Origin of the sequence: Moellerella wisconsensis, assembly GCF_022592395.1 — a bacterium.
In the GTDB taxonomy this organism is placed as follows: domain Bacteria; phylum Pseudomonadota; class Gammaproteobacteria; order Enterobacterales; family Enterobacteriaceae; genus Moellerella; species Moellerella wisconsensis.
Genome location: NZ_CP093242.1, coordinates 3,330,177 through 3,344,286, shown reverse-complemented (window position 1 = coordinate 3,344,286; position 14,110 = coordinate 3,330,177). Strand labels below are relative to the sequence as shown.

The 14,110-nt window shown below is 42.4% G+C and carries 11 protein-coding genes and 3 tRNA genes; 12 read left to right on the top strand and 2 right to left on the bottom strand.

The window, feature by feature from the left end; genetic code table 11:
* The first annotated feature begins 43 nt into the window (after window positions 1-43).
* The 3 genes from MNY66_RS14610 to MNY66_RS14600 all read left to right on the top strand — a co-directional run bounded on the left by MNY66_RS14610 (window position 44) and on the right by MNY66_RS14600 (window position 380).
* Window positions 44-119: transfer RNA gene (locus MNY66_RS14610), tRNA-Gly, on the top strand.
* A gap of 73 nt (window positions 120-192) precedes the next feature.
* Window positions 193-268 (top strand) — tRNA-Gly (locus MNY66_RS14605).
* 36 nt (window positions 269-304) lie between these two features.
* Window positions 305-380 (top strand) — tRNA-Gly (locus tag MNY66_RS14600).
* A gap of 215 nt (window positions 381-595) precedes the next feature.
* On the opposite strand, the gene MNY66_RS14595 is transcribed toward MNY66_RS14600, so the two are convergent.
* Both MNY66_RS14595 and queG read right to left on the bottom strand, forming a co-directional pair.
* A complete protein-coding gene (locus MNY66_RS14595) occupies window positions 596-1,333 on the bottom strand; it encodes a phosphatase (protein WP_047254980.1) in 738 nt (245 codons plus the stop codon).
* A gap of 841 nt (window positions 1,334-2,174) precedes the next feature.
* The gene (queG, locus tag MNY66_RS14590) at window positions 2,175-3,332 is read right to left on the bottom strand and encodes a tRNA epoxyqueuosine(34) reductase QueG (RefSeq protein WP_047254962.1); all 1,158 of its coding nucleotides are present in this window, start codon (window positions 3,330-3,332) and stop codon (window positions 2,175-2,177) included.
* Between the two features lie 163 nt (window positions 3,333-3,495).
* Here queG and tsaE point away from each other — a divergent pair, with 163 nt between their 5' ends.
* The 9 genes from tsaE (at window position 3,496) to MNY66_RS14545 (ending at window position 13,863) form a co-directional block, all read left to right on the top strand.
* Window positions 3,496-3,960, top strand: a complete 465-nt coding sequence (tsaE, locus tag MNY66_RS14585) for a tRNA (adenosine(37)-N6)-threonylcarbamoyltransferase complex ATPase subunit type 1 TsaE (protein WP_047254963.1) — start codon at window positions 3,496-3,498, stop codon at window positions 3,958-3,960.
* Window positions 3,961-3,973: 13 nt separating this feature from the next.
* Window positions 3,974-5,260, top strand: a complete 1,287-nt coding sequence (gene amiB, locus MNY66_RS14580) for an N-acetylmuramoyl-L-alanine amidase AmiB (protein ID WP_241501136.1) — start codon at window positions 3,974-3,976, stop codon at window positions 5,258-5,260.
* A 15-nt stretch (window positions 5,261-5,275) separates the two neighbouring features.
* The gene (gene mutL / locus MNY66_RS14575; protein WP_241501135.1) at window positions 5,276-7,294 is read left to right on the top strand and encodes a DNA mismatch repair endonuclease MutL; all 2,019 of its coding nucleotides are present in this window, start codon (window positions 5,276-5,278) and stop codon (window positions 7,292-7,294) included.
* Window positions 7,287-8,228 (top strand): tRNA (adenosine(37)-N6)-dimethylallyltransferase MiaA, encoded by a 942-nt coding sequence (miaA, locus tag MNY66_RS14570; protein ID WP_047254966.1) that lies wholly within the window; start codon window positions 7,287-7,289, stop codon window positions 8,226-8,228. Before mutL ends, miaA begins: the two co-directional genes overlap by 8 nt.
* Before the next feature lie 104 nt (window positions 8,229-8,332).
* On the top strand, window positions 8,333-8,632 hold the full coding sequence (gene hfq / locus MNY66_RS14565; protein ID WP_047254967.1) for an RNA chaperone Hfq: 300 nt from the start codon (window positions 8,333-8,335) through the stop codon (window positions 8,630-8,632).
* Between the two features lie 98 nt (window positions 8,633-8,730).
* Entirely contained in the window at window positions 8,731-10,011 is a 1,281-nt protein-coding gene (gene hflX, locus MNY66_RS14560) for a ribosome rescue GTPase HflX (protein WP_047254968.1), read from the top strand.
* Between the two features lie 84 nt (window positions 10,012-10,095).
* Window positions 10,096-11,292, top strand: coding sequence for an FtsH protease activity modulator HflK (hflK, locus tag MNY66_RS14555; RefSeq protein WP_047254969.1), 1,197 nt, complete (start codon window positions 10,096-10,098; stop codon window positions 11,290-11,292).
* Between the two features lie 2 nt (window positions 11,293-11,294).
* On the top strand, window positions 11,295-12,290 hold the full coding sequence (gene hflC, locus MNY66_RS14550) for a protease modulator HflC (protein ID WP_047254970.1): 996 nt from the start codon (window positions 11,295-11,297) through the stop codon (window positions 12,288-12,290).
* Window positions 12,291-12,561: 271 nt separating this feature from the next.
* Entirely contained in the window at window positions 12,562-13,863 is a 1,302-nt protein-coding gene (locus MNY66_RS14545) for an adenylosuccinate synthase (RefSeq protein ID WP_047254971.1), read from the top strand.
* Window positions 13,864-14,110 lie beyond the last annotated feature (247 nt).

The window sequence follows — 14,110 nt, the reverse complement described above, 5'->3', positions numbered from 1 at the left end:
AGCTGAAAAGTAAGCTTTTTTCAGCAGGATATTAAAATATGATGCGGGAATAGCTCAGTTGGTAGAGCACGACCTTGCCAAGGTCGGGGTCGCGAGTTCGAATCTCGTTTCCCGCTCCAATTTTAAGTTCCAACTTATTTGTTCTAAATGAACAGATAAATTAGTAAATTTAGTCTAAGACGTTTCCGTGATGCGGGAATAGCTCAGTTGGTAGAGCACGACCTTGCCAAGGTCGGGGTCGCGAGTTCGAATCTCGTTTCCCGCTCCAATCTTATAGCGTTTTAGTTCTGAATCCTTCTGCGATGCGGGAATAGCTCAGTTGGTAGAGCACGACCTTGCCAAGGTCGGGGTCGCGAGTTCGAATCTCGTTTCCCGCTCCAATCTTAATGTATTATTCTTATTTATCCCTTCAAAATAATTCAATTCAGTTTAAAACTAAATAAAGTCAATTTACATCCCCGTTAGCTATCATGATAATTTCTTTATCATCTTTAATGCTACTTAAAATTAAGCGAGCAGTATATTGGGCTTCTTGTATGAATAAGCCCGGCTTTCAATCAATATACGGTGATGCTCGCAAACATTAAATTCAAGATTAAAAATCAGCAAATTCAGTAATGGGTGGTTTGCCATGTGATTCGAGAAAATCCAGTAATCTGCGTGGTGTAGCATTTAAAATCCGTTCTGGTGGGAAGTTTACCTCGGCCAATACCTTTAGTACTTTATCAAATCCGCCAAGCGCATAAGCGACATGGGAATCCGAGCCTAATGCAACCCAACCCCCAGCATCACGTACTGCGGTCGCAACCTTAATACAATTTTCTGCACTACCTACTCTTGAATGTAAAAAAGAAGAGTTATTCATTTCTAATGCCACATTATGCTGTGCTGCATATTTGGCTACTTCATTGATATATATCGGATATTTTGGATTTCCCGGGTGGGTAATAATTTGAACATTGCCGCTAGCAATAGTAGCTATCATTGCGGTGGTATTGTCTGCTTGGCTTTGTGGCGGTAGTACTGGCTCGTGAAATCCGGCCAGCACGATATCGAGGCGTTTAGTCATCTGCTCATTACAGTCGGTTTCACCTTGTAGATTTTTAATATTTGCTTCGATACCGTACAGTAACCCGACGCCATCAATAATCCTTGGGATCACTGGCATGTTCATAAAATGCCAAGCATGAGGGGCATCGGCCATCTCTGGACCGTGATCGGTAATCGCAAAGAGTTTGATCCCTTTTTGCTTCGCGACGGTGAAATAGTCCATTATTGTGCTGTAAGCGTGGGTACTTGCCACGGTATGGGCATGAATATCAACAGGATATATTGTGTTGTTACACATAGATATAGACATATAGAGTAAGCCCTCTCTTGTTGGTATGCGGTGGGTGTGCGCTATCGTGTTAGCTCCATGTACTATCGCGTATAAGATTATTCAAATATCGTTAATTATGAAGCTAAGATATCGCAGACTAACAGGCTCTTCCAGTGTATTTCAGGTGATGGCACAAGGTTTCATTAGGCTATTTGTGGGCTAAGAGGCCGAGATTATCTACCGATGCTAATTTTTATTATCCTGAGCCCGAAAATGATCCACCGACGATCAGCCGATCTTTTTTGATTAATTTACGGTTTTCACTTGCATTCAGAGTAGGCTAGCCATAGAATACGCTCCCCTCGGAAAGAGGGATATTATTTTTAAGCCCATCATTAAAATCATGTGGTAAATAACTATCGTTAGACGTTAATCAATAATCGTTAGAAGTTAATAAATAGCTAATTAGTTAACTTTACGGTGAGTTATTTTAATAAATACGTTTTTTTCACTCGTTTTAAGCTGAATTTCGGCAGCAAAGCAAACCAGTAATTGAAAAATCATCAAACAAAGTTATCCACAGAGCAATTGGGATAAGCTGGGTTTATAACGTGATTTTTTCCGGTTCCTGCACAGACTTATCCACAGCATGGGTTTGCTATGAATATCTTAGCTTTAATTTATTGTTAAATTAATATTATTTTCAACTATTTGAAAAATAACCAATAATTTATTTTCCTAAATTGTGTGTAGATAGACTTGAAATTTTTTTATTCATTGTCAGATAAAGGATTTTTATTTTATTCACAATAATGAATTCAGGTTATTCTAAGCATAAATAATATAACAAAATTTAAGCATCTCGAGGTAAACCTTTAGATATCGCACGTACAAGACGTTTTTGTTGTGAAGTCTGTATATTTACTGCGTTTTCTTCTCTTCGCTGGCGCTGCTGGCTAATCGCCCACTCTAAATGTTCATCTAGCATAGCGTCAATTCCCCGTTTTTCTTGTAAAGCTAAGATAATCGAGTCTTGATAAGGCGCATTTCCTAAAGCTACACTGATATTTCTCAGCCAACGTAGATAACCAATACGCCTAATCGCTGAGCCTTCTGTGATGCGTAAGAATTTTTCTTCATTCCAACTAAAAAGATCGAGCAGTTCTGGGGTATGTAAAGCGCGTCTCGGGCTAAAATCTTCTTCATCAGTAAGTTGGGAAAAACGATTCCATGGACAAATTAATTGGCAGTCATCACAGCCATAAATACGATTACCCATTAAAGGGCGGAATTCTTCGGGGATAGCACCTTCAAGTTCAATGGTTAAATACGAAATACAGCGGCGCGCATCTACAGTATAAGGTGCAACAATTGCGCCAGTCGGGCAGGTTGTCATACATGCGACACAACGGCCACATTGTTCTTCAACAGGTTGATCCACCGGTAGCGGAAGGTTGATCAATAGTTCACCCAAAAAAAACCAAGATCCAGCTTCACGATTGAGGATCAACGAATGTTTGCCTACCCAGCCTAATCCCGCTTTGGCCGCTAATGGGCGTTCTAATATCGGCGCGGAATCAACAAAAGGACGAAAGTTAATTTCGTCTTGATAGTTAAATTCCTGACAATATTCTTTTATTCGATCGCCGAGTTTTTTTAAGCGTTGGCGTAATAACTTATGATAATCTCGTCCTAGTGCATAGCGACTGACATAGGCCAAATTAGGGTTGCTTAACGTACTGGCGAACGATGCCTTTGCGGGTAAATAATTCATACGTACGCTGATCACCCGCAATGTTCCAGGCAGGAGTTCATGTGGACGAGCGCGCATCATTCCATGGCGTGCCATCCAGTCCATTTCGCCCTGATATTGCTTATCCAACCATTGCTGTAATTTGGGTTCTTCGGCAGTTAGGTCGGTATCACAGATGCCTATTTGCTGGAAACCGACATCGGTTCCCCATTGTTTGATTTGCTGTGCCAGCAGATTAAGGTCGAGTTGTGTAGCCATATCAGATTAGGTAAATGATGAGAGTTGTCCGATCGCGGAGTGTATCATGTGCGCAGCATGATGAAAATTAATGCTAAACTGCAATCAGTTCTCATTACTGCTTATTGAGTTATGATAAGCTGATCAATAATTTTATTTTCCCCGTAATTTAGCAGAAGATCTCATGAAAGAACGTGAATTATCACTGGCGAATGACTCCGCAACCGTAGCACTAGGGCGCGCAGTAGCCAATGCTTGTCAGCAAGGTTTAGTGCTTTATCTGTATGGTGACTTAGGCGCAGGAAAAACGACGTTTAGCCGTGGTTTTTTACAGGCTTTAGGCCATCAAGGCCATGTTAAGAGCCCAACTTATACGTTAGTCGAGCCTTATTCTTTACCCGACAGACAAGTTTATCATTTTGATCTGTATCGTTTAGCCGATCCTGAAGAGCTAGAATTTATGGGGATCCGCGATTATTTTACGCCAGAGTCAATTTGTTTGGTCGAATGGCCACAACAAGGTGAAGGCTTTTTACCTCCAGCAGATCTAACGTTGACGTTGACTTATCAAGATGAGGGCCGTCAGGCACATTTTGTTGCTCAGTCTAAAAATGGAGAGTTTTTGTTAGATAATTTGTCTGTTATCTGAGGATATACCGCTCATGATTAATGCTTTAATGATAAAAATGGCCAAGGGATGGCATCGTGCATTATTAGTGCTGATAACATTTATTGCACTTTTTGCTACGGCGAGCTTTTCGGTTAACGCGGCTCAGTTATCGAATATTCAAGTTAGCAATAGTCCTTCAGAGGCTAAAGTGACGTTATCATTTTCTGAGGGTAAACCTGATTATCGTTTCTTTGCCTTACATTCACCGGAACGGTTGGTGGTGGATGTAAAACAATCGTCAGAAATCAGTGGTCTGCCGATGAAACTGCCAACGGGTGATTTGGTCAAATTAGTACGCACGAGTAAACCGGGCGATCGTCAGCATAAACGTTTAGTTTTGGAACTCTCTAAAGCAGCTAAAACGCAAGCTTCGCTGCAACAAATGGGAAATGGATATCAAGTCATTCTGAGCATAAAAGCGGGTAATAGTACCTCTCATACTCAGTTTAAACAAAGTGCTCAAGCCTCCCAACAAAATGCAGTAGTAGCGACAGAAAAACCGCTAAAAATGAATTCAGCGGTAGCAGTTCCTGTTGCGGTAAAAAATAAATCAGCCGCCAAAGGCAATAAGCAGGTTGTGGTGGCGATTGATGCAGGGCATGGTGGTAAAGACCCCGGGGCGCTAGGGCAAAAAGGTTACCGTGAGAAAGACGTGACGCTAAGTGTAGCGAAGAAACTGCAAGCGAAGTTAAATGCAGACCCTATGTTTAAGCCGGTGATGACCCGTGACGGTGATTATTTTATTTCTGTTTCTGGTCGCTCTGAAGTCGCTCGTAAACAAGGGGCGAACATGTTGGTATCTATTCATGCCGATTCAGCGCCAAACAGCAGTGCGCGTGGTGCTTCTGTATGGGTATTATCTAATCGCCGAGCGAATAGCGAATTGGGGAGTTGGATTGAACAACGAGAGAAACAATCAGAACTGCTAGGCGGTGCTGGCGATGCGTTATCCAATGGTGCCGACCCTTATTTAAGTCAAGCGGTACTTGATCTACAATTCGGTCATTCACAGCGTGTTGGCTATGATGTAGCGATAAAAGTTATTCAGCAGCTACAAAAAGTTGGGAACATTCATAAACGTCAACCCGAGCATGCTAGCTTAGGCGTTTTACGTTCGCCAGATATTCCATCGATTCTAGTTGAAACGGGCTTTATTAGTAATAGCGCAGAAGAACAGCTACTTAAATCGGAGGCTTATCAGGAAAAAGTTGCCGAAGCTATTCATCAAGGATTACGCCAATACTTTTTAGCGAATCCATTGCAGGCTGCACCACAGTAATTACGGAGAGCATCAATGTCGATAAAAATACTCTCGCCACAATTGGCTAATCAGATTGCGGCAGGGGAAGTCGTAGAGCGACCGGCTTCAGTGGTCAAAGAGCTGATCGAGAACAGTCTTGATGCAGGGGCTACGCGTATCGACATTGATATAGAGCGCGGCGGTGAAAAACTGATCCGCATTCGTGATAATGGCTGTGGAATAACTAAAGATGAACTCACATTAGCGTTAGCACGCCATGCGACCAGCAAAATAGCTACTTTAGATGACCTTGAAGCGATTATTAGCATGGGATTTCGCGGTGAGGCGTTGGCCAGTATTAGTTCGGTTTCTCGCCTGACCTTAACCTCGAAAACAGAAACTCAGCCTGAGGCTTGGCAATCCTATGCTGAAGGCCGAGATATGTCTGTCACGATTAAGCCGGCAGCGCACCCAACTGGGACAACAGTTGAAGTTCTGGATCTATTTTATAACACTCCCGCGCGACGTAAGTTTTTACGGACTGAAAAAACAGAATTTGGTCATATTGATGAGATTGTTCGCCGTATTGCGTTAGCGCGGCCAGACGTAGCTATTTATCTTAATCATAATGGTAAGCTTATTCGCCAATATCGGCCGGCGAAAGATAAACCACAGCAAGAGCGTCGCTTAGCTTCAATTTGTGGGGCGAACTTTATGCAGCAGGCGTTAGAGATTGCGTGGGAACATGGTGATTTGGCGATTAATGGATGGGTTACCTTGCCGGTGGGGGCTCCGGTTCCTGATATTCAATATTGCTATGTGAATGGGCGTATGATGCGCGATAGGTTGATTAATCATGCGATTCGTCAAGCTTATGAAGGGCAATTACACGGCGATCAGCAACCTGCCTATGTGCTGTATCTTACAGTCGATCCTCATCAAGTAGATGTGAATGTTCATCCTGCTAAACATGAAGTCCGCTTTCATCAAGCGCGATTAGTGCATGATTTTATTTACCAAGGGGTAAAAACGGCCCTGATGCAGGCGGCAACCAGCGGTGAATTTGATTCATTTTCTAGCGTAGCACCAGAAGTGAAAAATCGAACGTCAGCGGGGCAGAATTGTTTTTCTGCGACATCAGCACCTTCAGCGGCATCTTCGACATTTAGATCCCCCCAAAATACGCCATCAAATCAGTCGACACTTGTGGGCAAACCGTCTAGCGAAAATAAGCTTTCATCGTTTTCAGGGAATAATCACGCCGTAGAGGTGAAATCTAAAGATTATCGCGTTGCCGAGCCGCGGCCAACCCGCTTGGAGGAACCTCAAGTAGACTCTGCTAAACATAGATCTTTTATAGATAAAGAACCATATGATAAGAAGAATGGTCAACTGTATCAGCAACTGATGTCTATTCCGGTAGCTGAAAGTGATAAAAAAGTTCTGTTCCCGGCTAGAAAGCCATTGAATTTACATGCAGTTACTTCTACTGAAGTAGCGAAAAATGATAAAAATTACACTTTCGGTAAAATATTGACAATTTATGCAAAAAACTTTGCATTAATAGAGTCTTCATTGGGGATTGGTTTGTTATCCTTAAGCCAAGCAGAATATTTATTAAAAATGGCTCAACTATCTGCAGATGGTGATAAATTAAAACCTCAGCCTTTGTTAATCCCTCTTAAACTATCGCTTAATCCCGATGAAATTGAGGTTTTTCAGCGTTTCAAGGATGAATTAGTAAGATTTGGTATTGAAGCGACGATATCTCATGGAAAAGTAACGATTCATGCGGTATCGTTACCGCTGCGAACACAAAATTTATCGCAGTTATTAATCGGATTACTTAATTTTCTTACTCAGCAAGCGGCAGTGACTAATTTACAAATTACCGAATGGTTAGCGAGAACGATTGTCCAAGATAACTCCGAAAATAATTGGACATTAGCACAAGCAGTGCAAGTATTAGCTGATGTTGAACGGCTTTGCCCACATTGGGTTCATCAACCGCCATCAACATTATTACAATTAATTGATTTAACATCGGTGGTAGTAACGTTAACCCATGAGTGATTTGATAACTCAGCAAAAACCCAATGCCATCTTTTTAATGGGACCCACGGCATCAGGAAAAACTGCATTGGCGATTGAACTCCGTCAGCGATTACCTGTTGATATTATTAGTGTTGATTCGGCATTAATTTATCGTGGTATGGATATTGGGACTGCAAAACCTAGCGCAGAAGAATTGCGTTTGGCGCCTCATCGTTTGATTGATATCCTTGATCCCTCCCAGCCTTATTCAGCGGCAGATTTTCGTCGTGATGCACTTGCAGCGATGGCAGAAATTACCGCTGAGGGTAGAATTCCTTTGCTGGTGGGGGGCACAATGCTCTATTTTAAAGCGTTACTTGAGGGATTATCACCACTGCCTTCTGCTGATGCTGAAGTGCGTGCTAAGATTGAAGAAATAGCTCAAAATGACGGTTGGGAAGCGATTCATCAGCGTCTTAAGCAGGTTGATCCTGTTGCTGCTGCAAGGATCCATCCGAATGATCCACAAAGATTATCCCGAGCTTTAGAGGTATATCTCATTTCTGGGCAAAGTTTAACTGAATTGACACAAACAGCGGGCGAAGAATTACCTTATAATGTGTTTCAGTTTGCTATTGCGCCACAAGATCGTAAAATTTTACATTCACGTATTGAAAAACGTTTTCATCAGATGCTGAACTCGGCTTTTGAAGATGAAGTTCGGTCTCTGTATGACCGGGGTGATCTGCATGTAGACTTACCTGCTATTCGTTGTGTTGGTTATCGCCAGATGTGGTCATATTTGGCAGGTGAAATCGATTATGATGAAATGGTCTTTCGGGGAGTTTGTGCGACACGCCAATTAGCAAAACGCCAGATAACTTGGCTAAGAAGTTGGGAAAATGTTCATTGGCTTGATAGTGAACATCCTCAGCAAGCGTTTGAAACAGTTATGCAGGTTATTAGTGCATAGGGCTATTGTTTGTGTACAATTAGAATGTTTAAGCGCAATTTTTGAGTAGTAATTTTTAGAACCATTAGGTTCTTATTAAAAACAACAAATAAGGAAAATATAACATGGCTAAGGGGCAATCTTTGCAAGATCCGTTCCTGAACGCATTGCGTCGTGAAAGGGTTCCGGTCTCAATTTATTTAGTTAATGGCATCAAATTACAAGGTCAGATCGAATCATTTGACCAGTTTGTTATTTTGCTAAAAAACACGGTCAGCCAAATGGTGTATAAACATGCCATTTCTACCGTTGTTCCTGCTCGTCCTGTTTCTCATCATAGCAACAATGCGACAGGTACTGCGGCTCCAGGTAATTACCATTCAGGTAGTACACCGGCTGCGCAGGATAATGATGCTGCTGAATAATTCAGCTAATCATTTGAAAATAAAGGAAAACATAGGTAGGGAGACTTTACCTATGTTTTTTCCTTTTAATTTATCGTTAAACCTGAGAGGTCGAACCTTTGTTTGACAGATATGAAGGCGGTGAACACGCCGTATTGGTGCATGTTTTTTTCTCTCAAGAAAAAGATATTGACAATTTAGAGGAATTTGAATCCCTAGTGACATCGGCTAACGTGAAGCCGGTACAAATCATCACTGGAAGTCGTCGAGCGCCACACCGTAAATATTATGTTGGCGAAGGGAAAGCGGAAGAAATTGCAGAAGCGGTGCAAGCCAGTGGCGCTGATGTGGTGTTGTTTAACCACGCTTTAAGTCCAGCTCAGGAACGTAATTTAGAAAGATTATGTCAGTGCAAAGTTGTTGACCGGACGGGAGTTATTCTGGATATTTTCGCCCAGAGAGCCCGTACTCACGAAGGTAAATTGCAAGTTGAACTGGCACAATTGCGCCATCTATCGACTCGATTAATTCGAGGATGGACGCACTTGGAACGACAAAAAGGTGGGATTGGTTTACGCGGTCCGGGTGAAACACAGTTAGAGACTGACCGTCGTTTACTCCGTGATAAAATTAAACAAATTCTATCTCGATTAGGAAAAGTTGAGAAACAGCGAGAGCAAGGGCGTCAGGCAAGAAGCAAGGCTGATATCCCAACGGTCTCACTGGTGGGTTATACCAACGCAGGAAAATCCAGTTTATTTAACCGCATGACAACATCTGATGTTTATGCGGCAGATCAGCTGTTTGCTACGCTTGACCCAACATTACGCCGCATCGATGTCGATGATGTTGGTACGGTGGTTTTGGCGGATACCGTTGGGTTTATTCGTCATTTGCCCCACGATTTAGTCGCGGCATTTAAAGCAACACTTCAAGAAACACGTGAAGCGACATTATTGCTACATGTGATTGATGCCGTTGATAATCGTGTGGATGAAAATATCCAAGCTGTAGAAAGTGTATTGGAAGAAATTGAAGCGCATGAGATTCCTACGCTATTAGTGATGAATAAAATTGATAGGCTGGACGATTTTGTTCCGCGTATCGATCGCGATGAGGATAATAAACCGATACGTGTTTGGGTATCAGCCCAAACTGGTGAAGGTATCCCATTGCTGTTACAGGCATTAACGGAACGTCTTTCGGGTGAGATAGCACACTTTGAATTACGTTTACCTCCAGAGGAAGGGCGTCTACGGAGTCGGTTCTATCAGCTCAATGCTATTGAGCATGAACATGTCGATGAGGACGGTTATCTACTTTTGGAAGTGCGCTTGCCAATTGTCGACTGGCGCCGTCTGTGTAAACAGGAACCACAATTACCTGATTACATCCTCTGATATTCTCAGAAAATTGAATTGATATTAAGAGCGGTTATTTGCTCTTAGCCCTGAAAAACCAATCATAAAGAATGGAGCTAAAACATGGCGTGGAATCAGCCCGGTAATAACGGACAAGACCGCGACCCGTGGGGAAGCAGCAATAAAGGCGGCAACTCCGGTGGCAATAAAGGTGGTCGAAAACGCGGGGCTATTGATCTCGATGATCTCTTCCGCAAACTGAGCAGTAAGCTTGGTGGCAATAAAGGCGGTTCTGGTGGTGATAATAACCAACAGACTTCTAATTTTGGCGGGCGCTTGGGTATGCTGGCTGTTGCAGCAGCAGTAATCATCTGGGGTGCAAGTGGTTTCTACACAATAAAAGAGAGTGACCGCGGTGTGGTCATGCGCTTTGGTGAGTACAGTGGAATTGTTGGCCCTGGTCTGAACTGGAAACCAACCTTCATTGATAAAGTGGTGCCTGTTAACGTTGAAACTGTACGTGAACAAGCCACAAACGGCATGATGTTGACTTCAGATGAAAACGTGATCCGCGTCGAAATGAACGTTCAATATCGTGTAACAGATCCTGCTGAATATTTATTTAGCGTAACAAATCCAGATAATAGCTTACGCCAAGCTCTGGATAGTGCGGTGCGTGGTGTTATTGGTCAATCAGCGATGGAACAAGTGCTGACGGCTAATCGTGCATATATCCGTGATGTTACTCAAAAAGAATTAGAAAGCACCATCAGCCCATACAAAATGGGAATTACATTGCTTGATGTCAACTTCCAGGCTGCTCGTCCGCCTGAAGCCGTTAAAGCAGCGTTTGATGATGTTATTTCAGCAAGGGAAGAAGAACAAAAAACTATCCGTGAAGCGCATGCTTACCGGAATGAAGTTCTACCATTGGCGAAAGGTAACGCACAAAAAATGATTGAAGAAGCGGAAGCTTATAAAGTCAGTGTGGTACTAAAAGCAGAGGGTGAGGTCGCCAGCTTCTCTAAAATGTTACCTGAGTATCAAGCGGCTCCTGAAATTACCCGTGAGCGTCTGTATATTGAAACAATGGAACGTGTGTTGAGTAATACACGCAAAATTATTGCTAATGAAAAGAGCAACAGCATGCTTGTTCTGCCATTAGATCAATTAATGCGTGGTAATAATTCAGCCTCTACACCTAAAGTAACCCAGGCACCTAAAGTGACGTATCCAAATAGCAATCAGTCATCACTTAATACGGATCCTTCATCTTCAGCGGCTGTCCGTGGTGACGCAGTCAGAGTAGGGAGACAATAATCATGCGTAAATCGCTAATTGTTATCATTATTGCCATTCTGGCTGTTTTCTATACGTCGGTCTTTATTGTGCCTCAAACTGATCGTGGTATTGTTTTACGCTTTGGCAAAGTTATGCGTGATGCAGAAAACAAGCCGATCATTTATGAGCCAGGTTTACATTTTAAAGTTCCATTTATTGAAACAGTTAAAATGTTGGATGCGCGTATTCAGACTTTGGAAATTCAAGCTGATCGCTTCTTAACCAGCGAAAATAAAGATTTGATGGTTGATTCTTACTTGAAATGGCGCATTACTGATTTCAGTCGTTACTATGTTGCGACAGGAGGGGGTAATACTTTCCAAGCTGAGACCTTACTAAAACGTAAATTTAGTGACCGTTTACGTTCTGAATTTGGTCGTTTAAGTGTGAAAGACATTATTACTGATTCTCGTGGCCGGTTAACTGTTGATGTCCGTGATACCTTGAATAAAGGTAGCGCGACAGATATAGAAGAAGCCGATCAAGCGATAGCTTCTGCTGCCGCACGCGTAGAACAAGAAACGAATCTGAAGCCGCTGGTGGTTAATCCAAACAGTATGCAGGCGTTAGGTATTGAAGTCGTTGACGTGCGTATTAAACGTATTGAATTGCCAAATGAAGTTTCTGAAGCAATTTATGCACGTATGCGCGCAGAACGTGAGGCCGTTGCGCGTCAGCATCGTTCTCAGGGTCAAGAAGAAGCGGTTAAAATTCGTGCAATCGCTGATAAAACAGTCACAGAAACCTTGGCTGAATCTGAACGTATTTCACTAACATTACGTGGTGAAGGCGATGCGATGGCAACCCGACTGTTTGCGGATGCATTCAATCAGGAACCTAACTTCTATGCCTTTATTCGTAGTATGCGTGCGTATGAGCAGAGCTTCAAAAGCGGTGAAGATGTTATGGTGCTGAGCCCAGATACCGACTTCTTCCGCTATATGAAAGCACCGACTAAATTACGTGCAATAGAATAAGCATAACGGCAGTTTTGCATTAAATTTGTACTAAAATAAATCGTTGAAATAGAGTGGTTATAGAAATAAATCAGGATAAATAATGGCGTTTTAAACTGAGTATTTTGGACCAAAAATTCTTACTTTGATTTCAGGATTTAACTTAAAGCCCGCATTAGCGGGCTTTATCATGTCTACTATTTGATGAAAAATTATTGATATGCTAAAAATAACTGGAACAGTTTATTTGAGATGGTAGAATTCATTTTTAAGCAACCGAGTGTATTTTGACATGGGTAAGAACGTTGTCGTACTGGGCACCCAATGGGGTGACGAAGGGAAGGGCAAGATCGTTGACTTGCTAACTGAACGCGCTAAATACGTAGTTCGCTATCAGGGCGGCCATAATGCTGGCCATACTCTTGTTGTTAACGGTGAAAAAACCGTTCTCCATTTAATTCCATCAGGTATTCTTCGTGAAAATGTCATCAGTATTATTGCTAATGGTGTAGTTCTTGCGCCAGATGCACTGATGAAAGAAATGAAAGAATTGGAAGATCGTGGTGTTCCAGTTCGTGAACGCTTATATATTTCAGAAGCTTGTCCGTTAATCCTGCCTTATCACGTTGCCTTAGACAACGCGCGTGAGAAAGCACGTGGCGCAAAAGCAATCGGTACCACCGGTCGTGGTATTGGACCCGCTTATGAAGACAAAGTCGCACGTCGTGGTTTACGTGTAGGCGATTTGTTTGATAAAGCAACATTTGCTGAAAAACTGAAAGATATCATCGAATATCATAACTTCCAGTTAGTTAATTACTACCAAGAACCTGCAGTTGATTTCCAGAAAACTCTGGATGAAATCATGGCTGTTGCAGACATTCTGACAGGAATGGTAGTTGATGTTTCTGATCTGCTCTATAAAGCAAATCAGAAGAATGAATTAGTCATGTTTGAAGGTGCTCAAGGTACGCTGTTGGATATCGACCACGGTACTTATCCGTATGTGACTTCTTCAAATACGACTGCTGGTGGCGTTGCTACAGGTTCTGGACTGGGTCCACGTTTTGTTGATTATGTTTTAGGGATCATCAAAGCGTATTCAACGCGTGTCGGTGCGGGTCCATTCCCTACTGAACTGTTTGATGAAATTGGCGATTACCTGCGTGAGAAAGGTCAAGAATTCGGTGCAACGACAGGTCGTCGTCGTCGTACTGGTTGGTTAGATATCGTCGCTATTAATCGCGCGGTTCAAATCAACTCCCTGTCTGGTTTTTGTCTGACTAAACTGGATGTATTGGATGGCCTGAAAGAAGTTAAATTGTGCGTAGGTTATCGTCGTCCAGACGGCACCGTGCTTGATACTACACCATTAGCAGCTGATGAGTGGGAAGGTTTAGAACCAATCTACGAATCAATGCCAGGTTGGAGCGAAACGACCTTTGGTGTTCAAGTTCGTGATCAATTACCTCAAGCCGCATTAGATTACATCAAACGTATTGAAGAATTGACAGGTGTGCCTGTTGATATCATTTCAACTGGTCCAGATCGTGAAGAAACAATGATCTTACGTGACCCGTTTGACGCAGCTTAATTGTTTTGCGAAATTAGCGCCTCTCCCGAGGCGCTATTTAGTTTTTTGCTTAGTTATTGTCATTCTCCCGCCATTTCTCCGCTAAATAACGAACAATTTTGCTTAATCCTGAAAATAACCACATAATAATTCACTATTTGGGCCTTTTATTTTGCTCAAAGTTCTCAAATTATCTTTGTGATAGACTAAGCTATATCCATCCGGTTACAGGCTATCAATATGCGAGCATGATCGTTAATGCCATTCT